Origin of the sequence: Massilibacteroides vaginae, from assembly GCF_900178525.1 — a bacterium.
Classification (GTDB): Bacteria; Bacteroidota; Bacteroidia; order Bacteroidales; family Tannerellaceae; genus Massilibacteroides; species Massilibacteroides vaginae.
Window position 1 is genome coordinate 1,223,232 of record NZ_FXDJ01000009.1, and the last position, 21,973, is coordinate 1,245,204.

At 40.0% G+C, this 21,973-nt stretch carries 20 protein-coding genes, 1 tRNA gene and 2 pseudogenes; 7 read left to right on the forward strand and 16 right to left on the reverse strand.

Annotation, left to right across the window (positions count from 1 at the left end):
* Nucleotides 1-44: 44 nt before the first annotated feature.
* The 4 genes from porU to B9Y81_RS13525 all read right to left on the reverse strand — a co-directional run bounded on the left by porU (nt 45) and on the right by B9Y81_RS13525 (nt 5,080).
* Nucleotides 45-3,452, reverse strand: coding sequence for a type IX secretion system sortase PorU (porU, locus tag B9Y81_RS13510; RefSeq protein ID WP_085537434.1), 3,408 nt, complete (start codon nt 3,450-3,452; stop codon nt 45-47).
* 125 nt (nt 3,453-3,577) lie between these two features.
* On the reverse strand, nt 3,578-4,192 hold the full coding sequence (locus B9Y81_RS13515; protein ID WP_085537435.1) for a fumarylacetoacetate hydrolase family protein: 615 nt from the start codon (nt 4,190-4,192) through the stop codon (nt 3,578-3,580).
* Between the two features lie 6 nt (nt 4,193-4,198).
* Nucleotides 4,199-4,849 carry a redox-sensing transcriptional repressor Rex gene (locus B9Y81_RS13520; protein ID WP_085537436.1) on the reverse strand — a complete coding sequence of 217 codons (651 nt, stop codon included), beginning with the start codon at nt 4,847-4,849 and terminating at the stop codon, nt 4,199-4,201.
* Between the two features lie 9 nt (nt 4,850-4,858).
* Entirely contained in the window at nt 4,859-5,080 is a 222-nt protein-coding gene (locus B9Y81_RS13525; protein ID WP_139822927.1) for a hypothetical protein, read from the reverse strand.
* Nucleotides 5,081-5,280: 200 nt separating this feature from the next.
* On the opposite strand from B9Y81_RS13525, the gene B9Y81_RS13530 reads away from it, so the two are divergent.
* The 3 genes and pseudogenes from B9Y81_RS13530 to B9Y81_RS15340 all read left to right on the forward strand — a co-directional run bounded on the left by B9Y81_RS13530 (nt 5,281) and on the right by B9Y81_RS15340 (nt 6,276).
* Nucleotides 5,281-5,883 carry a methyltransferase family protein gene (locus tag B9Y81_RS13530; protein ID WP_085537438.1) on the forward strand — a complete coding sequence of 201 codons (603 nt, stop codon included), beginning with the start codon at nt 5,281-5,283 and terminating at the stop codon, nt 5,881-5,883.
* Between the two features lie 6 nt (nt 5,884-5,889).
* Nucleotides 5,890-5,985: pseudogene (locus B9Y81_RS15420) on the forward strand (class I SAM-dependent methyltransferase); the annotation flags it as partial.
* 123 nt (nt 5,986-6,108) lie between these two features.
* On the forward strand, nt 6,109-6,276 hold the full coding sequence (locus tag B9Y81_RS15340; protein WP_176221497.1) for a hypothetical protein: 168 nt from the start codon (nt 6,109-6,111) through the stop codon (nt 6,274-6,276).
* 40 nt (nt 6,277-6,316) lie between these two features.
* Here B9Y81_RS15340 and B9Y81_RS13540 read toward each other — a convergent pair whose 3' ends face one another.
* On the reverse strand, nt 6,317-7,057 hold the full coding sequence (locus B9Y81_RS13540; protein WP_085537439.1) for a DUF5131 family protein: 741 nt from the start codon (nt 7,055-7,057) through the stop codon (nt 6,317-6,319).
* A gap of 251 nt (nt 7,058-7,308) precedes the next feature.
* Here B9Y81_RS13540 and B9Y81_RS13545 point away from each other — a divergent pair.
* Nucleotides 7,309-7,560, forward strand: a pseudogene (locus tag B9Y81_RS13545) (site-specific integrase); the annotation flags it as partial.
* 15 nt (nt 7,561-7,575) lie between these two features.
* Nucleotides 7,576-9,024 carry an RNA-binding domain-containing protein gene (locus B9Y81_RS13550; protein WP_245832457.1) on the forward strand — a complete coding sequence of 483 codons (1,449 nt, stop codon included), beginning with the start codon at nt 7,576-7,578 and terminating at the stop codon, nt 9,022-9,024.
* Between the two features lie 126 nt (nt 9,025-9,150).
* On the opposite strand, the gene B9Y81_RS13555 is transcribed toward B9Y81_RS13550, so the two are convergent.
* Nucleotides 9,151-9,741: a hypothetical protein gene (locus B9Y81_RS13555; protein ID WP_085537441.1), complete on the reverse strand. Its 591-nt coding sequence runs from the start codon at nt 9,739-9,741 to the stop codon at nt 9,151-9,153.
* Nucleotides 9,742-9,782: 41 nt separating this feature from the next.
* Here B9Y81_RS13555 and B9Y81_RS13560 point away from each other — a divergent pair, with 41 nt between their 5' ends.
* Nucleotides 9,783-10,790 (forward strand): DUF6043 family protein, encoded by a 1,008-nt coding sequence (locus tag B9Y81_RS13560; protein WP_085537442.1) that lies wholly within the window; start codon nt 9,783-9,785, stop codon nt 10,788-10,790.
* Between the two features lie 113 nt (nt 10,791-10,903).
* On the opposite strand, the gene B9Y81_RS13565 is transcribed toward B9Y81_RS13560, so the two are convergent.
* Nucleotides 10,904-10,987: transfer RNA gene (locus tag B9Y81_RS13565), tRNA-Leu, on the reverse strand.
* Between the two features lie 164 nt (nt 10,988-11,151).
* On the opposite strand from B9Y81_RS13565, the gene B9Y81_RS13570 reads away from it, so the two are divergent.
* Nucleotides 11,152-12,231, forward strand: a complete 1,080-nt coding sequence (locus tag B9Y81_RS13570) for a mannose-1-phosphate guanylyltransferase (RefSeq protein WP_085537792.1) — start codon at nt 11,152-11,154, stop codon at nt 12,229-12,231.
* A 78-nt stretch (nt 12,232-12,309) separates the two neighbouring features.
* On the opposite strand, the gene B9Y81_RS13575 is transcribed toward B9Y81_RS13570, so the two are convergent.
* The 9 genes from B9Y81_RS13575 to B9Y81_RS13615 form a co-directional block, all read right to left on the reverse strand.
* Nucleotides 12,310-13,188, reverse strand: coding sequence for a DMT family transporter (locus tag B9Y81_RS13575; protein ID WP_085537443.1), 879 nt, complete (start codon nt 13,186-13,188; stop codon nt 12,310-12,312).
* Nucleotides 13,189-13,307: 119 nt separating this feature from the next.
* Nucleotides 13,308-14,207 (reverse strand): IS1595 family transposase, encoded by a 900-nt coding sequence (locus B9Y81_RS13580; protein ID WP_085535247.1) that lies wholly within the window; start codon nt 14,205-14,207, stop codon nt 13,308-13,310.
* 72 nt (nt 14,208-14,279) lie between these two features.
* Nucleotides 14,280-14,729 carry a GatB/YqeY domain-containing protein gene (locus B9Y81_RS13585; protein ID WP_085537444.1) on the reverse strand — a complete coding sequence of 150 codons (450 nt, stop codon included), beginning with the start codon at nt 14,727-14,729 and terminating at the stop codon, nt 14,280-14,282.
* 27 nt (nt 14,730-14,756) lie between these two features.
* A complete protein-coding gene (gene ftsZ / locus B9Y81_RS13590) occupies nt 14,757-16,115 on the reverse strand; it encodes a cell division protein FtsZ (RefSeq protein ID WP_085537445.1) in 1,359 nt (452 codons plus the stop codon).
* A 30-nt stretch (nt 16,116-16,145) separates the two neighbouring features.
* Complete coding sequence (gene ftsA / locus B9Y81_RS13595) at nt 16,146-17,492, reverse strand: cell division protein FtsA (protein WP_085537446.1); 1,347 nt, start codon at nt 17,490-17,492, stop codon at nt 16,146-16,148.
* A 5-nt stretch (nt 17,493-17,497) separates the two neighbouring features.
* On the reverse strand, nt 17,498-18,226 hold the full coding sequence (locus B9Y81_RS13600) for a cell division protein FtsQ/DivIB (RefSeq protein WP_085537447.1): 729 nt from the start codon (nt 18,224-18,226) through the stop codon (nt 17,498-17,500).
* Complete coding sequence (gene murC / locus B9Y81_RS13605) at nt 18,223-19,599, reverse strand: UDP-N-acetylmuramate--L-alanine ligase (protein ID WP_085537448.1); 1,377 nt, start codon at nt 19,597-19,599, stop codon at nt 18,223-18,225. The genes B9Y81_RS13600 and murC overlap by 4 nt, the downstream gene beginning before the upstream one ends.
* Nucleotides 19,596-20,708, reverse strand: a complete 1,113-nt coding sequence (murG, locus tag B9Y81_RS13610) for an undecaprenyldiphospho-muramoylpentapeptide beta-N-acetylglucosaminyltransferase (RefSeq protein ID WP_085537449.1) — start codon at nt 20,706-20,708, stop codon at nt 19,596-19,598. The genes murC and murG overlap by 4 nt, the downstream gene beginning before the upstream one ends.
* Nucleotides 20,705-21,958 carry an FtsW/RodA/SpoVE family cell cycle protein gene (locus B9Y81_RS13615; protein WP_085537450.1) on the reverse strand — a complete coding sequence of 418 codons (1,254 nt, stop codon included), beginning with the start codon at nt 21,956-21,958 and terminating at the stop codon, nt 20,705-20,707. Before B9Y81_RS13615 ends, murG begins: the two co-directional genes overlap by 4 nt.
* Nucleotides 21,959-21,973: the final 15 nt, after the last annotated feature.

A 21,973-nucleotide genomic window follows, 5' to 3' on the forward strand; every position in this document is an offset into this window, starting at 1 on the left:
TTATAATCGTATATACTAACTAATTAAACTCTTTTTCCTTCGCCTTATTGTGCCAAAATAATTAATTTCTTCGCGTCGGTAGCTTCTTTAGAATTTTTTGTGCTGATTGCCGCGCGGTAGATGTATATTCCGGGACGTAAACGGCTTCCGTTTCCATTTTGCAGATTCCACTCTACGGTCAGCGGAGTGCCATATCCCGATACCCCTTGTTCTTCTCCTCTCCAATGTAAACGTCCCATCATGTCGTACACCATAATATTCACTTTTACACTTGATTCCGGTCGGTTATGGTAAAGGTAGAATGTTACTGTTTCCCGTGCAGGTGATGGCGACGCTACCAGATCGTACAATTTTGGTTTCAATCCTTCTGCCACTTCAAAAGTGAACGTAGTATCTGTAGCGTTGTTCAGCACATCCCATACTTTTAATTCCGCTGTGTGAATTCCGGCAGCGAGTTCCGGTATTGGGAAATGCAACATACCTTCTCCGTCTGAATCCGAAATGGTCTTATAATAGGTGTTCAGGTTATACGTCCGGGCCGATTGACCGTCGATAACGAGGGTTATATCGTGACCGATACTGCTTCCTGTAATGTTCACCCCTGTTTCGTCCCAGATTTTAACAGCCAGCAAAGGCGTTGAATTAACTTGTGCACCGTCAACAAAGGTGGAATCGTTCAGGTAAAGCGAACGTATTTCGGGGCCCTCCTTATCCTCGATGTCTCCGTTTGTACCCCATACGTTATAGTTCAGGAATGATCCTTTAGCTTCCTTGCCTGTAGTAGGATTAAAAGCATAGAGACTCATTTTCCCGGCCAAACCGGTGTATGAAATATCGATGGGTACGGTAAAAGTAAATTCGAATTCACCGTTAGTTACGGTTTCATTACCTACAAAAATCTTATTCGGATAGTCAGTAAAATCTAATGTTGAACCTGTTTTGTTATTATCTAACGTTGTAATACTAACCTGACTATCGAAGACGGTCGGACTTATCTCTCCATTAAACTCGGTGTCCACCCGGCCATTATTATTAACTATATTGCCCTTTATGGTTACTTTTTGCAATGCACTGAATGTAACAGGCTCATCAGATACCGCTTTGCCGTTTATCTCGGTTATCCGAATACCTCCTGTCGGATAATTCAAGCGTAAAGCCGGGTCGCCGATTAATCCGAAATTCAGTTTTTGATCCATCCCGTTTAATCTCCGATCTCTTTTTGTTTGCATTATCGCCTTTCCCAACGTGGGGTAAACCCCATCGGTTTGTGTAAATAGATATTCAAGCAGGACCTTATTCATGGTGAAGTTCTTTTCGGAATAGGCTACACGCATTGTCGTAAAAAGAGCGATACCTCCGCTTTTTGCATTTAGAAACACATCTTCGCCGGCTGAGGTAAGCAAATCGTCGAAAGGCGTAAAATCACACGTAGCCGTAATCCATAGCGGAAGATTGGTGTAGGAGAATTGATTGATGTCCGCTTGGATAAGCACTTTCTCGTCACTCCAGGCGTCGTTACTTCCGTGTCCGGTATAATTTACGAGAAGGGTTCCTTCTTTTAGCTGTTGCATTAATCCGGAGCGGATTGTAGGATAAGTGGCGAATCCACCGTTTGAGTTGTCTTTTTTATGCGCGTCGAAGAATAGCTTTTTGGCCATGATCTCCGGATTGCCTAACGTAATCATGTCTGCTAATTTGTTTGCCTGTGACATGTGGTCTATGGTAAAAGAATCACTTGCACTTCCGTCATCAGCAACAAAAGTGACCGTGTTTTTCCAGGAACCAAAGTTCTTATTCTCCATATAGGCAATAACTTTGTCTACTGCGTTTTTGGCTTGTGCCTGAGTCCTGACCGGAAATCTGCCGATGCCAATTCCTATGCTTGAACGGACGATATTTGCTCCTTCGTTATCTTCTAATAAACCGAAATAATCATCGCTTACGTATGTTCCCGAATCCCAACTGGCGAAAAGAGAATTTTGCGATTGGAATGTGAGTAGAAAATTACTCATATCGATAGATTTCCATACCGTAGTAAGCTGACGGTTATCGTATGCTCCATCACCAAAAAGCAATAAATATTTTGGTGCGTCAGTATCGGCTGTAGACCGGTCGTAAAACATTTTCATAAACCGGCGATAAGCAGTAGCATCGGGTGTTCCGCCGGAAAACTCATTGTATATACTTTGAGGATCAACAACATGTACTGTCAGTCCGTCTCGCTCTCGATGTGCGTCTGCCAGACGATTTGCCTGAACGCTAAAACCTTTAGGTGCAATAATGATCATATCCGCCTGAGGAAGGTTATGCAGATTTTGCGTTCCTACCTCACCGACAAATTCCGGAGTGGGAATGGTGCCGTTCGGGCGTACTAAAGCATATTCTCTGAGACCGGATGCTTTTCTGATAAAGGAAAGTTCAGATCCGTTAAGTGTCGTCTCTATTCGTGCCGGATTTTCGCCGTCTGTTACATCAAAAACCAAAAGATCTGCCGACCCGTTTTGAATCACATAACGCGTGTTTGTTTCTTCTGTGTTTAATTTTCTGAAGAAAGTAACTGCTCCATAAGGACGAAGTTCCCGTTTCACTTGAATACGAATGTAGTCCAAGTGAACATTCTCGTGTGAGCTGCTTCCTTCGTATTTTACGTTTACTTTTAGCGTTTCGCTTTTAGCTCCGTCCCACGTCAGGTTTTGTGTGTTTTTAGCTTCTTTCGCATAGGTGTAACTGTCACTTCCGCCGGTAGCAGGGATCGATGTTTTTGTGATTAATTCGTTGTTGATGAGAAGAGAAACAGAAGCTGATCCACTATTGACTCTTGAAACAAAACGGAAGCTTACTTTTCCCGGATCATTGGTAATTCCCGGCGCGCTGAATGTAAAATCCTGGGAGGTCTTGGTCTGGAAAGACTCTCCAAACAAGTCTCGTCCTGATTTCGCAAACGAAGTGGCTTCTGTTTCATGCAATAAGAAATCGTCAAAAGTGGTGACACGCATTGCGCCCGATTCGGTAAGGCCGGCAATAGATTTCATGCGCGAAGGTTCATTCGTTTCTCGCAGGAAATAGTAGCCCGAGCTTGAGTAAGGATTCTGCTCATGCGTAAAAGAACGATAATCCCACCGAATGGTGCCTTTTGCATAAAAGAGGATAAAGTCGCCATCGCCCTTCCATGTTGCCACTTCGGGCAGGTCATCTATATAGTCATTCTTTGAGAAATCTTCACTAAGCATATTACCGCCATAACCGAACACACCGACTTTTGAAATATCGGAAAATCCCATTTTTTTCAGGTCGGCAGCAGTCAGCTTGTAGACTCCGGTCTCGTTTACTTTAATTTTCACCCAGCGGCCCTCTGATAAAACAGAATTTTCCGCATAGCGATCCCCGTTCCCCCAAAGAGAAAAGGGATAAACCAAGTATATAAAAAACAATAAATAGACAATTCTCAACATAAACAGAACTATTATCAACTTATTTCAGATAGATAATCATGTAAGTATTAACGAGAAGCAAAGTACTTTATTGTTTGCCGACCAACATCCGCATAAAGACCTGAATCAATCATCTCAGCCAATTATTATCGTACGTGAAAATCCAACAGTTTGCGATCACCGATATATCCCTGCAAATGATCGTTGATATGAACTTCTCCTACTCCAACCGGTGTGCCGGTAAATATCAGGTCTCCTATTTTGAGCGTAAAAAAACGACTGACGTAGGCAACGATCTTATCTACCGAAAACAACATATCGGCCGTATTCCCCTCCTGTACCTTTGTTCCGTTAATCTCCAGATGAAAAGGTATTGCACCTATTTTGCCGGCTTCTTCCAGCGGAATAAAAGTACCCACTGCCGCGGAATTATCAAACGCTTTACTGATCTCCCAGGGTAATCCTTGCGTGCGTAACCTTGTTTGCAAGTCGCGCGCCGTAAAATCAATCCCCACCGTAACCTCGTTGTAATAACGATGAGCAAAACGTTCGGCAATGTTCTTCCCTAATCTGTCTATCCTGATAACCACCTCCGTTTCATAATGGATCTCAGACGAAAAGTCAGGGATGAAAAACGGCTTTCCATCTTTCAATATCGACGAGTCCGACTTCATGAAAATAGTCGGCTCCGTTAATTCTATCGAATGATTAAGCTCTCTTTTGTGAGCCTCATAATTCATTCCAACCGCAATAATCTTCATTTTGTTTTAATGTTCGATTGAGTTCAGCCGGTTAAACATCACAGCCAGATGCGCATACATAGAAGTATTCTGCACAACAATACCCTCCGGCACCCTGATTCGGAAAGGAGTAAAATTCCATAAAGCCTTTATGCCACCTTCAATAATCTGTTCGGTCACCTCCTGTGCCTTCTCTACCGGTACGGTAATAACGCCGATAATCACCCCTAATTCCTTTTGTTTGTCAGGAAAATCACTGATGTGATAAACAGGTATGCCATTAATTTTTTTTCCGGCCATTTCCTTGCGGATGTCGAACCCGGCCACAATTTCAAGTCCATATTGTTTCAACCCGGAATCCTGCAACAAAGAACCACCCAAACTACCTACCCCAAAAAGGAAAGCCTTATGCTGAGCCGTAAAACCCAAAAATTTCTCCAACACCTTAATCAGCGTATCAATCTCATACCCCACCCGGGTTTTACCGGACACGTTAACAAAAGAAAGATCCTTAGCCACCTGACTGGCATCCACACTAATTTCCTTTGCGATTTGAGTTGAAGAAACAAACGCTTCCCCCTTACCCTTAAGCAATTTTACAAACGCAAGATACCAGGGGAGTCTCCTAAGCGTAGGCTCCGGTACTTTAATAACCTCTTTTGCAAAATTGTTAGCCATCGTTATTATTCAGATATTTAATGTCTTAATTTCCTGCAAAGGTAACAACTTTTCTTGCGTAATAATTATCATTAAAGCAGAAATACAGATAAGTACCTGAAATACACCCTCGTTAAGTTCAACATTAACCCACCCATCTCCCTTTAAAAGATATCCATTACAAAAAGCAGTATATAAAACCCGGCATAAAGTATTTAAAATAAAAGACAAAGGATATTTTCCTTTTTCCATATATATAGAAAAACAGTTCGACAACTGTAGAAAAACTTTTCCATATATATAGAAAAACAATTCCACAACTGTAGAAAAAGAAAACAATCCTTTATTTTCAGAATAACAACCTAATAAAACGATAAAATAATCATTGTGCGTTAATCTTGCCTATAGCGTACCGAATCCCGCTGAAAAATATACTGATTTTAGTGAAACCCATGAAGAAAAGCAGTAAATTTATTGCCGGGAATTGGCTTAAAATATATCATATAGTGATGAGAAAAGGATACATAAACCTATTGGTGAGTTTTCAAAAGAGAAAAACTACCCAAACATATAAGATTATATCCCTCTCTTTCGGTATTATTTTCTTTTTAGTGGTATTTCCAGCTCTATTTATCTATGTTGGTTTTTATATAGACAAATTTATTCATGTTGCCGGAAATGATGCAATAAGAATAGTTATCGCATTGCTTACGATAGTTATTGGTTTATCAATACTCTCTTGGTCGGCATATACACTATGGAAAATTGGAAAAGGCACTCCGGTACCGAATGCACCTACACAACAACTAATTATATCCGGACCCTATCAACACATTAGAAACCCAATCGAGTTAGGAGGGATAATTTATTATTTCGGACTGGGCACAATAATGGGATCGTACACTATAGGAGTCGTAGCTTTCTTATCAGGACTTATTATAGGAAGTACCTATCATAAACTCGTAGAGGAAAAAGAATTATATGCCAGATTTGGAGATAATTATCTCAATTATAAAAAAGAAGTCCCTTTTCTTATACCAAATTTTAAACGGTAAAGAACCGGATTTAATATTATTCGTAAGTTTGGAAGTTTTGAAGAAGAAACATTTAACGACAATTCGGAAAAACAGATATACGTTCTATCAATGGAAATCTGATATAAAAATAAAAAGCAGGAAAACCGACTTTACTTCTCTGCATGGTGGTTGTAGAAATGTCAAAATTTTAAACTCGCTACTACAAATATCTTAAACAGTAATAAACGATTTTTTTGCTTAAACATGAAGATTACAAACAATAACGCAGGGGCTATGAATGATATACCAACTAAAAGATTGATTATACGGTTAGCAAAGCCGGAAGATATAATATATGGCATGCTTAGAAAAGAGTGGCCTGATATCACTAATCCGGAGGATGCCCCCATTGAGTATTCTCCATTATCGTAAGTGAAAACTATCAAGTAATTTTGTAAACAACAGTGGCACTTTATAGATTAATTCCTGCCTTGCGAGCCTGTGAGTGCTGTAGCCTGCGATTGATAGTATATAATTTTCCGTCTTTGATAAATCTGGCTCCGGTTTGTTTGAACCAAAATGAAACATTTTGTGCTTCACATAAATCGTGTAACTCCATAATCCAATCAAAATTGCAGGGACGAGCATCATAACCAGATTCTCCGCCAACAACCACTTGTTCAACCCATGAACCTATATCAAATGAACTAAGGTCGATTCGTTCTAAAAGTGGTTCGCAGATAATGATTTTTTGTTTTATCGGAACATTTCTATAGATAGGAAGTCGATAGTTAGCCCTGTCCTGATTTTCAACCGTGCAACAGATAGTTACATTGTCGTATCCGTTGCCCCAATCTTTGGGTAAAGATTCTTGCATGCGGTCAATGCGCTTGGTTATCATCATAAATCGTAAATCACTTCGAATTCGCATCATTTCCCATGCTTCAACACGCCATTCGTCGGCATCTTCAACAAAAAAATCGGAAGTAAAGCAGGTATAAACCATCGATCCCGGAGGAATTTTATATTCACCGTTACGTTTCTTCTGAATAGGAAGTTCAAAGCTCTTGGTTTTAGTAATAACACTGCTATCTATTCCTCGCTTAGAGTCCCCTCTATACACATAGCAATGCAGACAACCTGCACTTAACTTATGACAGCCATGCCACAAGTTCCACATCTTTGATTTCGATTCGATTGCATTTTTAGTCATGTAGCAAAAATACAAGATTACCCCAATAGTTAGCAGAACTAAAACAGAAAAGCCTAACAGATTTCTCTATCAGGCTTTCTACGTACCCAGAGCCGGGATCATTTAATCAAAATATAACATATTTGATTAAATTGAAAATGTAGTATAAATATTTGATTTACTGTAATTAGTGTTTGATTCTGATTTAATGTGTTTGAAGGTGATTTTTGTTTTTTTATAAAATGTGGATACGGAATATTTTTTTTTTGAATAAAAGAGCAGGACTTGACTGTATGGTTACGGTTCTTGACCAACAAACCCGGGAAGAGATTCAAAGACCTCTTTACAAAGTCGCTTCCTCACACATGGCAAGGCGTAGTTTTATTGGATATATCGACAAGATAGTGAAAGACCCTAATTTAGTTGGAGCATTGAGCGGAAATAAAGAAGGAAGCAAAGCCTTTAGTCGTTATCGGGAGATAGATGAAGAAATGAAAAAAGAATTAGTAAATTTGTTGGATTAAATATTTCAAAATTAAATGATGACAACCTCGCAATCAATAGAACTCCTGAATGAATTAGTGAAATCTTCGAGAGAAAATGAATGGATTGAATTCAAGTTGAATTTTCATTCAGAAGAAGAAATTGGACAAAGGATTTCGGCATTGTCTAATGGAGCTTGCATTCATAATCAACGATTTGGATATTTGGTTTTTGGAATAGAAGATGAAAGTCACATTATTAAAGGGACAACATTTAGTGCTAGAAGACATAAAAAAGGCAATGAAGAGCTAGAGAATTGGTTGGCAAATCGCTTAAATCCGAGAATAGATTTTAGTATTTATGAGTTCGAGTATGATGAGAAAAGGCATATAACTATGTTTGTTATCCCCGCAGCTAAAACTCAGCCAGTGGAATTTTTGCATATTTCATATATACGTGTAGGGAGCATAACTCGAAAGCTAAGTGAATTCCCGGAAAAACAAGCTAAAATTTGGAAAAAGGAAACAACGCCTTTTGAAAAAGAAATAGCTAAAGATGATTTAGTTGCTGCAGATATCAGCAAATATCTTAGCACAGAGACTTATTTTGACCTGATGAGAATACCCTATCCTTCTACTCAGCAAGGGGTTATTGATAAGTTTTTGGAGGAAAAACTAATCGTGAAAAGTAAAGGGTATGCAATAACTAAGTTGGGAGCACTCCTTTTTGCTAAAGATCTGAAAGAGTTTGATAGTATTGCGAGAAAGGCCATAAGAGTTATTGTGTATAAAGGGAAGAATAAGGTTTATACTGAGAGGGAGCAAATTGGGGTAAACGGATATGCAATAGGTTTTGAAGGTTTAGTAGATTGGATCAATAGCCAATTGCCTGCAAATGAAGAAATTGGGAAAGTCTTAAGAACAGAGTCCCGTATGTATCCGGAGATCGCTATAAGAGAGCTCGTTGCTAATTCGCTTATTCATCAAGACCTAACGGAAAAAGGGTTTCCCATGGTTGAAATTTTTGATGATAGAATAGAAATATCTAATCCGGGAACACCTTTGGTAACCCCAGAAAGATTTATCGATGCTTATATCTCAAGGAATGAGAAATTTGCAGACATAATGCGCCGTATGGGATTCTGTGAAGAAAAAGGTAGCGGTATGGACAAGGTGATTTTTTACAATGAGTTATACCAACTTCCTCCTATCAACATTATTGTTGCAGAGAAAAGAACAAGAATAACAATCTATAGCTACAAGAAACTAAATGATCTTGATAAGAGAGAAAAAATTAGAGCTTGCTATCAACATGCTTGCTTAAAATATGTGTCAAACGAGAAGATGACCAATCAGTCTTTGAGAGACAGATTTAAGATAGAAAATCAGAATGCTGCAATTGCATCACGCATTATCAGGGATGCACTTGCAGAAGAAGCGATTAAAGAAGATGATCCGGAAAGCAAATCCAGAAAATATGCCAGTTACATTCCTTTTTGGGCATGATTTCTATTTGATGCTCATTTGATATAAGGACGAATATGAAAGGTAACATCTTGATTATTAGCTATTTCTTATTTGATGGTTATTTGATGATCAAATGACGAAGCAACTGCGAAAAGCATGATTTTACTACATTCTCTTGAGTCGGTTAATATGTTCCAGTAGCCGATCAAAGTAATCCATAAGACCTTCGCCTTTCTCTACAGGAAAAGTTTCGAGCGATAACATGAAATTATCGAGTAATGCTTCATACTCTTTGAATTTCCCTCGCAGCACATCTTCATCTCCGGTTTCCCAATACTCTCCTTCGTCATTCATCTTAAATTCTGAGAGATACTTCTTGCTTAAGTATCGGAATAGATTTATAATCAAAGCATGAACCTCAACCCCCGCAAATTGTGTTTTAGCAAATAGACGGTAAATATAGTCTCTCTCGGTTGCGTTTTTAGAATTACCGAAAAGGTAGATGCCCGACGAACAAGCCATAACGCCATTAGAAAGGAATGTCAAGGAGATTGTTTCACATTCAGGTGGAGTAAAGCTAATTCCATAAATTGGACTGAGATGCTCTTGATCATTCAAAGTGTTGCCCGGAAATGAACTTTCAGCAATACGGTATTTCCATCCGTAAATAGTTACAATTTCCTTTACCTCTTCAATCAGTAGAGGCAGAGATGCGGCATTTTTAATTCGACCACTATAATGTATGCTTAAACCCATGAGAATGTAGATTGATTCACAAAAATAACTCTTTTTGTGAAATGCTGATTATCTTTCTTGTAGCAATTGTTTTTGATATGGCTCAACAAGATTTTGATAACTTCAAACAACAGATTAAAGACTGGATGGATGCCCACCCGGAGGAATACGATTGTTTTGAAGAGGAGATGAACCGGAAAGACAATGCCGGTTACCAGCAAATTCTTAGAAAGGCTTTCTCTTTGGTGCCGAAGTATCAAAAGATCATTCGAAAAAGAGTTAACCAGGTATCAACAGAAGATATTTCTGATATAGAAACCCTCTTTTCTGCAAATAATCTTGCAGAATCATTAATCAACGAGTTTGAGAAATCTTCCCCGGAATCTATTGTGCCGGCAATGCTTTCATGGCTTTACTTTGGAAAGAGCTTTGAACGGATGGTGGAACGTGGCGAAGAGATACGGCGTAATCCGGAAACGACTTTTGCCGAAAGAATTGTTATCCTTCCTATCATCAAATTAGTCATAGCTCGATCCATTAGTTTAGGGCTGCGAACAAAGACCGATTGGGAAAAGCATAGAGAGTTTGAAAATTTTCTAGATGAGTGTGCTTACGGACTTATTAGTAAGACTACCAATCATACATTATGCGAGGAGCTCTTCGAGCATATTGTAGATGATATAATCGGGCGTCTAGAGACGACGAAAAATAATAAAAGTAAAAGACGGCAACATATAAATAAACTTATAGACCTGTGCTCTACCAATGAAAGTGCAAGCTTGGAGCGTTATCGAGATCATGTGAACTCAAAGTTAAAAATAGGTAAGCATGGTCAGCAAGAAATAGAAAGATTATTAACTAAGTTTGGGTTTGGTTCTGTTCTTGAAAGTCCTACTATGTCTGAATTTTTCCAGCGCTTTAATTCTTTAAACAATATTAGGAATAATATTGTGCCTGAAGATGCAACGCCATCTTTAACTCATACGGATGTGCAAAACTATTTATCTGTCATAGATGGATTCGTTCAAGAAATTCAAAACAGAGCAACAGAAATCATTGCTTCCGTCTAAAATTTTCAGGAGCACAGGGATCCTCCATTATCTATCTGGGAACAATTTGGGAACAAATCTTCAAAAGAAAAAGCCTAACTGATTGATTTTCAGTTAGGCTTTCATTTTTAAAGTACCCAGAGCCGGGATCGAACCGGCATGGAAGTGAATCCACTGGTGTTTGAGACCAGCGCGTCTACCAATTCCGCCATCTGGGCATTTTTATAATGCGTTGCAAAGGTAGGTTTTTTTTTTATTTCTGCAAGAAGTACCGGCGTTTTTTTAGACTTTACAGATTCTCTTTGATTTATTGGGATTTGAAAAGGAATAAATGAAAGATTATTTCGCTTACTTTGTAGTATTATCACAAAAAAACTACATCATGACAGATAATTATTGTGTTATCATGGGAGGGGGAATTGGTAGCCGGTTCTGGCCGTTCAGTCGCGAATCGTATCCTAAACAATTTCTGGATATGTTTGGTGTCGGACGTTCACTGTTGCAGATGACATTCGACCGCTTCTCTAAAATTATTCCTGTAGAGAATATCTACATTGTCACGAATAAAATTTATGCTCCTTTAGTAAGGACGCAATTACCTGAATTAGACGAAAGACAAATATTATTAGAACCAACAAGGCGGAATACGGCACCTTGTATCGCTTATGCTTCTTATCACATCAAAGCGCGTAATCCTAATGCGAATATTGTGGTGGCTCCTTCGGATCATCTGATCCTTAAAGAGGATATTTTCTTAAAAGATATTAAAAGGGGACTGGATTTTGTGAAGCAGAATAAGGCGTTGGTAACGTTGGGCGTGAAACCAAGCAGACCTGAAACCGCGTATGGTTATATTCAGAGTGATGAAGAAACAATAGGAGACTTTATTAAGGTTAAGACCTTTACAGAGAAACCTAATGCAGAACTTGCTCAGGTTTTTTATGAAAGTGGTGAGTTTTTCTGGAATTCCGGATTATTCTTATGGAACGTGTCTTCGATTGTAGACGCTTTTGATCGTTTCCTGCCTGACATTACTGCGCGTTTTAACCTAGGATTAGAGAAGTTCAATACTCCGGATGAAAAAACGTTTATCGACGAAAACTTTGCCTATTGTCCGAATATTTCTATTGACTACGGAATTATGGAGAAAGCGGATAATGTATACATGCTTGGGGTAGACTTTGGTTGGGCGGATTTAGGAACATGGGGGTCGTTGTATGATATCGCACCGAAAGATGAAGATGCTAATGCTCTACTTAAGAGTAGAGTTATGACATACGATAGTCATGAGAACCTGATCGCATTGGGGGACAAAAATAAACTGGCTGTAATCCACGGTCTAAATGGCTATATAGTGGCAGATTCAGGCAATGTTCTCCTCATTTGTAAGAGAGAGGACGAAGACAGGATCAAACAGTTTGTTGCAGATGCCCAATTAAACTTTGGTAAAGAGTTTAATTAATTAGAAAGAAACAATATTACTTTGTAAAAAAGACATCATCCAGGCTTAAATGCCGGCTGATGTCTTTTTATTTGTTACCTACTTCTTCTCCGTTATATAAACACCCGTAAGAATAAGGATGCAACCTACTATGGCTATCCAGGTGATTGGTTCGTTGATGACAATGGCGGCTGTGAAGAGTGTTACGAGCGGGGTTATATAGAGATAATTGGCTGTATGAACTGTGCCAATACGTTTCACGGCCAGATTCCACATGATGTAACACAGCATGGATGCTATAATGCCGAGGAACAAAAGGTTCAGAATCACTATGGGATGGAAGAATGTCTCTGTTTTAATTGTTATTGGTCTGAAAAATAAGGCCGGGAGAATGGTGATTACGCCATAGAAAAATACTTTGCGGGTGATGAATACTGTAGGGTATCGATTGCCTAATTTTTGGAACACAATACAGTAAAATGCCCACATCAATACGGCAACAAGGGTTAGTATATCTCCTAAAGGGGAAAGTTGTAGTACAAAGCTACCGTTAAAGACTACTAAGGTAACGCCTAATAGCGCGATCAAAGATCCGACAATCAGTTTTTTGCCGGGGCGTTTCTTCCGATCCATAAGGTATTGAACTAAAGCGGTAATTATCGGAGTCGTGCTAATGATTAATCCTACATTTGAGGCCATTGAAATTTCTAAGGCTGTATTTTCGGCCAGAAAGTAGAGCGAACCTCCGGTAAGTCCTGCTATAACAAGCAAAAGTTCGTCTTTCGGTGTATCTGCCCATAATTTCTTTGGTGATATAAACCAGATACATGCGTAAGCGATGGTAAAGCGGTATATCAATATTTCAATAGGAGTGAGGCCGTTATTGATCAATACCTTGGTGGAGACGAATGTTGTTCCCCAGATCACAACCGTCGCAATAGCCATTAGGTGGGCTCCATAGATGTTTAATATCTTCATATAATCTATCCGTATCTGATAATGCTTGAGTGAAAATTATGGAAAAAGAAAGCCGGCTTTCTTTTTTAGGAAGCCGGCTTAAATTTGTTTTATTGGTATAGGCGTTTAGACCGCACTAATTAATTATTTGATTGTAAGCGAATAGGATTATTTAAAACCATTCTTTTTATGAGTATATCGAATATTGTCTCCATATTTGAACGTCTGTTATACCTAAAGTGGTATTCATCAAGGTATCCTTGAAGACGTTCTTTGGTACAATGATGATGAATTCCTCTGAGCCAACCTTTCAGGTTCATAATGTGGATATGTAAATCCTTGAAGTTTTTTCCGTCGTCAGATTTTACCTGTTCGAGATTTGGAAAATCTTTTTTCAAGGGTATATAACCTCTCCATTCGTCAGTAATTATTCTTGCATCTTTACTGATATATGATTCAAAGAAAGGACGAAAAGAAGCCGAAGAAGCATCCTCGATACATTGAGCATAAGCTCGTCCAACTCCACTCTCAACTATTTCGAGAGCGACAATGACAAGCTTCTTTTCTCCTTTGTAACGACCTCGTTTCCCTTCTTCTTCACCGCCAATATAGAATTCATCAACATGAACTAGTCCTTTGATTAAATGCTTTTTACTGCTTTGCATTGCTTGCTGTATTTTCCATTTGAACTCCCAGCAAGTTTTTTGTCGCAGTTCATATTCTTGAGACAACTCTAAAGAGGACATTCCTTTCTTTTTGGTACTTATCTTAAATGCAATATGAAAAGCCAGGTGCAAAGGAAACTTACATTTATCAAACATAGTTCCTGAAGTGGGACTTTCGTCATATTTACATCTTGTACATCTTCTTGAAAAAGGTCTTACGCCTTTGCAAAAATTTGTATGTCCACATCTTTTACATTGATAAGCGTTATCATTCCATTTGATTGCTGATATGTATTCATAGCAGACTTCATCTGAGCTAAAAGTATTGTAAAATTTGATTGAGTTCACTCCTAAAAATCGTTTTCGTTCATTCATGCTACAAAGGTAGCAAATCATAAAAATCAGTGCGGTCTAAACGCCTATACCAATTGTTTTATTTGTATCTTATCAGGCTAATAAACGCTTTACTGTTTCAGAAATAAGCTTCCCTTCTGTTTTTCCCGCCAATGCCTTTGTGGCTACACCCATTACTTTTCCCATATCGCTTGGGGCTGATGCGCCTACTTGGGCGATGATCTCTTTCAGCGCTGTTTCGAGTTCTTCCAGGCTCATTTGTTTTGGAAGGTAGTTTTCAAGGCATGCTACTTCTGCCAGTTCGCCTTCCGCCAGTTCCGGGCGTCCTTGTGAAGCATATATATCCGCGCTTTCTTTGCGTTGTTTTACCATCTTCTGAATTATTTTGATGGCTGTGTCATCGTGAAGTTCTCCGTCTCCTCCTTTAGCTGTTTTTGCTTCAAGAAATTCTTTTTTTACTCCGCGAAGTGCCTGAAGCCGGATTTTGTCTTTAGCCAACATGGCTTCTTTTATGTCTGCGCTTACTTGATCAAACAGGTTCATATATTATATTAATGTTTTAGGTTTATGTTATTTGAAACTTATAATTGTGCGATTATCATCCGGTTTTTCAGCCGCGGAAGAGGTTGGGTTATTGAAGATATCTTCTTCTTCCTGTGTCTCCGTATCTCCGTCTGTTTTGGCACGAAGGCGATTAACCAATTTCGGATCGCGGCTATAGGTCGGGTTTTCTTCCAGGATTGCGATTAGTGCATCATCGTCCATTTCTTCTATTGTAAGAATGACCGGTTTGATACGTGCAGAACGCCCTCTTTTCTTATTGGTTTTACCGTAGAATTTTTCGATCAGTTCATTCTCTTTCTCCTGAATTTCGATGAGGTTTTGCAGACGTACCTTATCCTGGTTTGTCATCATCTGAGATTCTCGCATCCGTTTGTCTGCAATTTCAGGAATGTCGCCCATGCCGAATCCGGTGGCCAGAATAGTCATCTTTACTTGGTCTCCAAGCGAATTGTCAATGGCAGTACCCCATATCACTTCAATATCCTTTCCAAAGCGCGACATAAAGTCGTGTACATCGTTCATTTCTTCCATAAGAAGCTCTGCTTCCTCACTAAAATAAACATTGAACAATATTTTTTTCGCGTCGAATATATCGTTGTTATTTAATAGTGGAGAGTTGAGCGCGTCTTCGATCGCTTGTCTTACCCGGTTTTCGCCACTCCCGAATCCATTACTCATTAACGCTACACCTCCGTCTTTCATGGTCGTATTCACATCGGCAAAGTCGAGGTTGATAATTCCCGGAAGCGTAATGATTTCGGCGATACTTTTTGCGGCAACAGTCAGTGTATCATCCGCTTTTCCGAAGGCATTTGTTACGGTCAGATCGGCATATATTTCACGTAGCCGTTCATTGTTAATCACTAACAGCGCATCCACATTCTTATTTATCTCTTCTACTCCGTTTAATGCTTGTATGATTTTTCGTCTGCCTTCAAACTCAAACGGAATAGTAACGATACCGACTGTAAGTATTCCCATGCTTTTAGCTATACCGGCTATGACAGGCGCAGCTCCGGTTCCGGTACCTCCGCCCATTCCTGCTGTGATAAACACCATTTTGGTGTTATCGCTAAGCATTTTGCGCAGTTCGTCAAGACTTTCTTGTGCCGCTACCATGGCTTTCTCCGGCTTATTACCGGCGCCGAGTCCTTGCGTGACTTCTCTTCCAAGCGTAATCTTTACCGGTACATCCGAACGTTTCAACGCTTGATTGTCTGTATTACAAAGCACGAATGTAACATCATGTATACCTTCTTTATACATGTGCGAAACGGCGTTTCCACCACCTCCACCCACACCAATCACTTTAATGATATTCGGTGAATCTGTTGGTAAGTTGAAATCTAATATTGTATCGTCCATCGTCTTTCGTTTTTTTGCATTAGCTTGTTTTTACATTTCATCATCAAACAATCCCTTCGTCATATTGTCCACTTTCTTTTTCCATCCGTCGAACAATCCTCCACCTTTTTGTTTCTCTTTTGGTGGTTTTTGTTTTCGGGGTTCCGGTGTAGGCTGTTTAGCTACAGGTTCTTCCGGAGTGTCGAATAATTTAGGTTGAGGTTCCGGTTGCACTGGCAGGGGGAGTGCGCAGTTTTCTGTACCCTGCATCAGTAGACCAATGGCCACGGCATATTCCACGTTGTCGGAGCTGATGTCTCCACTTCCAATAATTCCTTTTCTGGCAGCCGAGTAGCGAACATTTACTTGTAGTTGCTCTCGTATGGTTTCAGTCAGATTTTTTAATGCTGCTCCACCACCCGTGATAATCACACCTCCTCCTAATTCTGATTTTAAACCAGATTCATCAAGACGGGCATATACATTTTCCAGTATTTCACGGGTTCGTGCTTCAACCACTTCATTTAAGTCTACCAACGGAATATCGCGCATGCCGGCTCCATCCGCGGAACTTACCTGAACACTGCTTTCATTATCCCGGTCGGCAATAGCGCTACCATAGGCTTGTTTGATTCGTTCTGCTTCTGCCTCCACGATATGGAGGCTCATTATATCTTTTGTAATAAGATTACTTCCTAAAGGAATTACAAAAAGGCTGTCTAATTTGCCTCCCTTGTATATATTTAAGGTGGTTACGCCGGCTCCAAATCCAATAAGCGCGCATCCCAGATTCTTTTCATCCTCACTCAACACAACATCCGCCATGGCTAAAGGAGAAACAAGGATACCTGCGATCTCAACATTTACCAGGTCTTTAAAGCTATTTATAATATAACTTCTCAAAGAAGGGCGAGCCACAATAAGTTTGTAGTGTGCATCAATCTTACTTCCGGGTATTCCAACCGGATTAACAACAAATTGATTGTCTATATAATAGGTAGGTGATACGGCCGCAAGTACATCCAGCATATCCGGATGATAAGATCGGCATTCTTTGTACAGGGATTCAACGGTTTCTTCCGAAACGATGCCGTCATCTCCCAATATATGCGGAACAACATGATCAATTGAACGTAAAGACATTCCGCCGACTCCGACATATACTTTTCCGATTTTTACGCCATGTAGTTTGTTTTCCAGCTTTAATATCAGACGTTTGATTTTATTAGCCGTCTCTTTCACGTTGTATACACATCCCCGTCTGATACAGGTGTCAGAACTCTCTACCTCATGGGCGATTATAGACAGGGTTCCTACGGGATTCTTAATCCCGACAACACCTATCATGTGAGATGTTCCCAAATCAATAGCTGTGATAAAGTTTGTGTATTGCTGCATAATAACTATCTTTTAGTACAAACGATCTGATTTTTATATTTTAAATTTATGATACTGTACTTTTCCCATCCCATTTTAGGAACGACCTTGTCGTAAAAAAGTTTCAGATTATCTAATTTTTCTTTATATCCGTCAAACATCCCCAGGACAATCCTGAAATTTCCAACTCTTGGAATTAATTCAACATCGCCATCCGGATGAATATATATTTGCTCAACCTGAGCATTCCAGAACTTATCCTGTTGCAAAAATAACGCAAAATTGTATAACTCGGTTATCGCCAGCTCCTTTTCGACATATCCACTGGCAATTGGGACGTGAGCCACGTAGCGATTGCTTACAGGCATCAGTGTTCCTTTATTGTCAACGTAGAAGTTCCCTTTAGTGCTTATCACCCGCAATATTGGCATTTTTTGCTCAACTTCCAACTTTATTATTCCGGAAGGAGTTTTGTAGGCCTCGATACGGGCTATCATTTCATTGGTAAGCAGCGTTTCTTCAATTTTTTCCGTATTAATCTCAGACATAGACTTGTTTACCGGATACATTTTCTCTCGTTTGAGGATAGATGTCAGATCCGCCTCTGTAACAAAATGTTTATCCAGGCTATCTTTTACTACAATCTCTATTGCCTTACATGTATCCGATCTCCTTACATCTTTAAAGAAATAAGTAGCGAAGGCGATGTATAGCAATAACAGCAGCCCGATTAATATGGTAATGAACCGTATCACTTTTTGTCTAATATCTGTTTTACGTTTTCAATCATTCTGTCAATATCTCCGGCTCCGGCCATAAGCACGACCTCGTACTTTCCATTACCGATGATTTCGTATAAATCTTCTTTCCTGCAAAGGGTTTTATTTTTCAGCGTTACTTTGTCGAAAATAACCTGTGAGGTTATACCCGGTATAGGCTCTTCGCGAGCCGGATATATATCCAGCAAGATCAATTCGTCTAATAAGGAAAGACTGGCGGCGAAATCATCCACAAAGTCACGAGTACGACTATATAGATGAGGCTGAAATATTCCGGTAACTTTCTTTCCTTTATATAAAGCCTTTACCGATAATATACTCTCTCTTAATTCAGCCGGATGATGGGCATAATCGTCGATTAATACGATATTTTCTTTCTTGAGATGGAAATCAAATCTTCTTTTCGGTCCGGCAAATGAACGCATTCCTTCCTTTATTTCTGCAGGTGTAGCTCCATTCAACCAGGCAATAGCTATGGCGGCAATTCCATTTTCAATATTAACCTTAACAGGAACACCGAGATTGATGTCATCGATCGATATTCCCGGGCCGACGAAATCGAATATAATTTCACCGTTCGCAATCCGAATATTCTTTGCGTGGAAATCACTTTCAGCCGTTACGGAATAAGTATATAATTTCACACCCTCTTTTAAACGAGGTGTTACGTTTATTCCATTTTTCATCAGAAGAACACCATCCGGGCGTATTAAGGAGGTGAATATATCAAAGCTCTCCTTATAGGCTTCTGCTGTACCGTAGATATCCAAATGATCGGGATCTGCCGATGTAATGATAGCCATGTAAGGTTTCAACCAATGGAAAGAGCGATCAAACTCATCAGCTTCAATTACGGTTAAGTCGCTCTTGTCTGATAAAAGAAGATTGCTATCGTAGTTCTTCAGAATTCCGCCCAGAAAAGCATTGCAATCCACGTGCGATTGTTTTAAAAGATGAGCCAGCATAGAAGAAGTCGTTGTTTTTCCGTGAGTACCGGCAACGCATAGTCCATGTGAATATTCTGTGATCTCTCCCAATACTTGCGCCCGCTTCATAATCGTGAAACCGTTAGAGCGGAAATAAGTTAATTCCGAGTGTGATTCCGGAACGGCAGGCGTGTAAATAATTAACGTCTGTTCCGCATTTTTATAATCGGAGGGAATAAGACGCACATCATCTGTGTAATGTATTTCGGCTCCTTCTTTGTTTAACGCTTCGGTCAGGGGTGTTGAAGTTCTGTCGTAACCGGCTACTTGTTTCCCCTTCGACAGAAAATAACGAATGAGGGCACTCATGCCTATACCACCGGCACCAACAAAATAAACCGCTGTCAACTTCTCTATATTCATTCTTTTACTTTATCTATGATCTTAACAATCTCGTCCACGATGCGTTCCGCGCTATTCGGTTGGGCAAGCAGTGAAATGTTTTTACTTAGCGTCTGCAATTTACTTTGATCTCGGATTAAATCCAAGGCTACGTCGATAAGTTTTGCATTTGCCTCGATGTCTTTAACCATAACAGCCGCTTTTTTATCAACCAAAGCCATAGCGTTCTTGGTCTGATGATCTTCCGCCACATTTGGCGAAGGTATCAGAACGACCGGCTTCTTGAGCAGGCAGAGTTCCGATATGGAACTTGCACCAGCGCGCGAAATAACCAGATCGGCCGCAGCGTAGGCATAATCCATTCGATTGATGAATGCCGAGCACCATATCGGTTTATCCGGAAATGCTTTTAAAAACGCATCGGCTTTCGGATAATAATACTTACCCGTTTGCCAAATAACCTGAACATCTTCAGCAAGCAGTTTTTCCAGACCGGCTTGAATGCTTTGGTTTATTGTGCGAGCGCCTAAGCTTCCACCTACAATCAGGATTGTCCGTTTATCCTTTGCCAAACCGAAGTGCGCCAATGCTTCTTCCCGTTTATCTTTTGCTTCGGCAAGATCTTCTCTGATGGGATTGCCGGTAAGTACAATCCGGTCTTTTGGAAAGAAACGCTCCATACCATCGTAAGCCACGCAAATCTTTTTCACCTTTTTGGCCAAGAGTTTGTTGGTTACTCCTGCATACGAATTTTGTTCTTGTATAAGCGTAGGGATACCCAATGAAGCGGCAGACCATAACGTTGGTCCGCTGGCATATCCGCCCACTCCCACGGCAATATCCGGATTAAAATTACGGATCGTCTTTTTTGCCAAAGAAATGCTTTTTAAAAGGCGGGCTATTACCTTTATATTTCTAAACAGATTGCTCCTGTCAAAACCGCTGACCGGCAACCCTATGATCTTATATCCTGCAGCAGGCACTTTCTCCATTTCCATGCGGTCTTCCGCACCCACAAAAAGTATTTCTGCTTCGGGAAAACGTTTCTTTATTGTATTGGCAATAGATACCGCGGGAAAAATATGACCTCCGGTTCCTCCGCCACTGATGATGATCCTGACTTGTTTCATGCTTTTACCTCCACTTCTAATTCTTCGGTATTGTCTGTTTCTTCTGCTGCCTCTTCTGCTACAGGTTCTTCTTCCAATGGTATGTCTTCATTTCCTATTCCGGCGCCGAATCTGCTGACACTTAAAATAATACCGAAATAAACACATGAAATCATTGTTGATGTACCTCCGCGACTTACTAAAGGCATCGGCTGTCCGGTTACCGGAATCAGATCGACGGCTACCGCCATATTGGCCAATGCTTGTATAACCAATAGTAGTCCGCATCCTAACACAAGAAACTTGGGGAATAATTTATCGCATTTTCGGGCTATCATTCCCACGCGAACCAGCAGTATGACATATAATAATAATACAACCATTCCACCAATGAAACCCAATTCCTCAATAATTATGGCGTAAATAAAATCCGAATAAGCCTGAGGGAGGAAATCACGTTGCTGTCCGTGTCCGGGCATTTGTCCGATAAGCCCACCTCTGGCAATTGCGATTTTTGCGTGTACTACCTGGTAATTATCATCCGTTACTTTTAATACCCCATCTGTTGTTTCTTCATTTTCATCCGGATTTACAAACCGTTCGATACGCCCTTGCCAGGTATTAAAACGATCCGGAAGGTATTTTGAAACACTCTCTGGTGTAAACAATAACATACATAAAAAGACAACTCCCGCTATAATTAACGCTCCCGCCAATTTCATCAGACTTTTAAAAGGTAATTGACCGATAAACATCATTAAAAAACAAACGGCGAACAGCATGATTGCAGTCGAGAAATTTTCAGGAAGGATAAGCAGGCAGGTTATACCTATCCCGATTAAAATAGTTTTGAATATCTGGTTTTCCGTAAACCTGTTTCGTTTACTCAACATAAAGGCGATAAATACAATAGACGCCAGTTTGGCAAATTCAGACGGTTGGAACTGTATGCCGAATATTTCCAGCCAACGATGCGCGTCATTCGCACTTACACCGATAAAAGGCGTAATCAGCAACATCAGAATAGAGATAGGCAAAAGCAAAATAAACGCGGGAAAAAAGCGGCAGGGAATATTGTGCAGCAAAAGAATAAGCACAAAACCTCCTAACAAAAATGTGGTATGTCTTACGATTGGTGCCCAGAAGTTTGCGTTTTTATACGCAATCGTGCTGGTGGCACTAAACACTTCGATAACCGAAATGAGGCACAGGAACATAAAAATGATCCATATAACCCGGTCTCCCCTGAATAATTTATTTGCTAAATCCATGCAATACGTTCTCCT

Bases quoted from the DNA above. Each gene is read 5' to 3' on its own strand.
- porU (WP_085537434.1), bottom strand. From the start codon at position 3,452: ATGTTGAGAATTGTCTATTTATTGTTTTTTATATACTTGGTTTATCCC.
- B9Y81_RS13515 (WP_085537435.1), bottom strand. From the start codon at position 4,192: ATGAAGATTATTGCGGTTGGAATGAATTATGAGGCTCACAAAAGAGAG.
- B9Y81_RS13520 (WP_085537436.1), bottom strand. From the start codon at position 4,849: ATGGCTAACAATTTTGCAAAAGAGGTTATTAAAGTACCGGAGCCTACG.
- B9Y81_RS13525 (WP_139822927.1), bottom strand. From the start codon at position 5,080: ATGGAAAAAGGAAAATATCCTTTGTCTTTTATTTTAAATACTTTATGC.
- B9Y81_RS13530 (WP_085537438.1), top strand. From the start codon at position 5,281: ATGAAGAAAAGCAGTAAATTTATTGCCGGGAATTGGCTTAAAATATAT.
- B9Y81_RS15340 (WP_176221497.1), top strand. From the start codon at position 6,109: ATGAAGATTACAAACAATAACGCAGGGGCTATGAATGATATACCAACT.
- B9Y81_RS13540 (WP_085537439.1), bottom strand. From the start codon at position 7,057: ATGACTAAAAATGCAATCGAATCGAAATCAAAGATGTGGAACTTGTGG.
- B9Y81_RS13550 (WP_245832457.1), top strand. From the start codon at position 7,576: ATGATGACAACCTCGCAATCAATAGAACTCCTGAATGAATTAGTGAAA.
- B9Y81_RS13555 (WP_085537441.1), bottom strand. From the start codon at position 9,741: ATGGGTTTAAGCATACATTATAGTGGTCGAATTAAAAATGCCGCATCT.
- B9Y81_RS13560 (WP_085537442.1), top strand. From the start codon at position 9,783: ATGCTGATTATCTTTCTTGTAGCAATTGTTTTTGATATGGCTCAACAA.
- B9Y81_RS13570 (WP_085537792.1), top strand. From the start codon at position 11,152: ATGACAGATAATTATTGTGTTATCATGGGAGGGGGAATTGGTAGCCGG.
- B9Y81_RS13575 (WP_085537443.1), bottom strand. From the start codon at position 13,188: ATGAAGATATTAAACATCTATGGAGCCCACCTAATGGCTATTGCGACG.
- B9Y81_RS13580 (WP_085535247.1), bottom strand. From the start codon at position 14,207: ATGAATGAACGAAAACGATTTTTAGGAGTGAACTCAATCAAATTTTAC.
- B9Y81_RS13585 (WP_085537444.1), bottom strand. From the start codon at position 14,729: ATGAACCTGTTTGATCAAGTAAGCGCAGACATAAAAGAAGCCATGTTG.
- ftsZ (WP_085537445.1), bottom strand. From the start codon at position 16,115: ATGGACGATACAATATTAGATTTCAACTTACCAACAGATTCACCGAAT.
- ftsA (WP_085537446.1), bottom strand. From the start codon at position 17,492: ATGCAGCAATACACAAACTTTATCACAGCTATTGATTTGGGAACATCT.
- murC (WP_085537448.1), bottom strand. From the start codon at position 19,599: ATGAATATAGAGAAGTTGACAGCGGTTTATTTTGTTGGTGCCGGTGGT.
- murG (WP_085537449.1), bottom strand. From the start codon at position 20,708: ATGAAACAAGTCAGGATCATCATCAGTGGCGGAGGAACCGGAGGTCAT.
- B9Y81_RS13615 (WP_085537450.1), bottom strand. From the start codon at position 21,958: ATGGATTTAGCAAATAAATTATTCAGGGGAGACCGGGTTATATGGATC.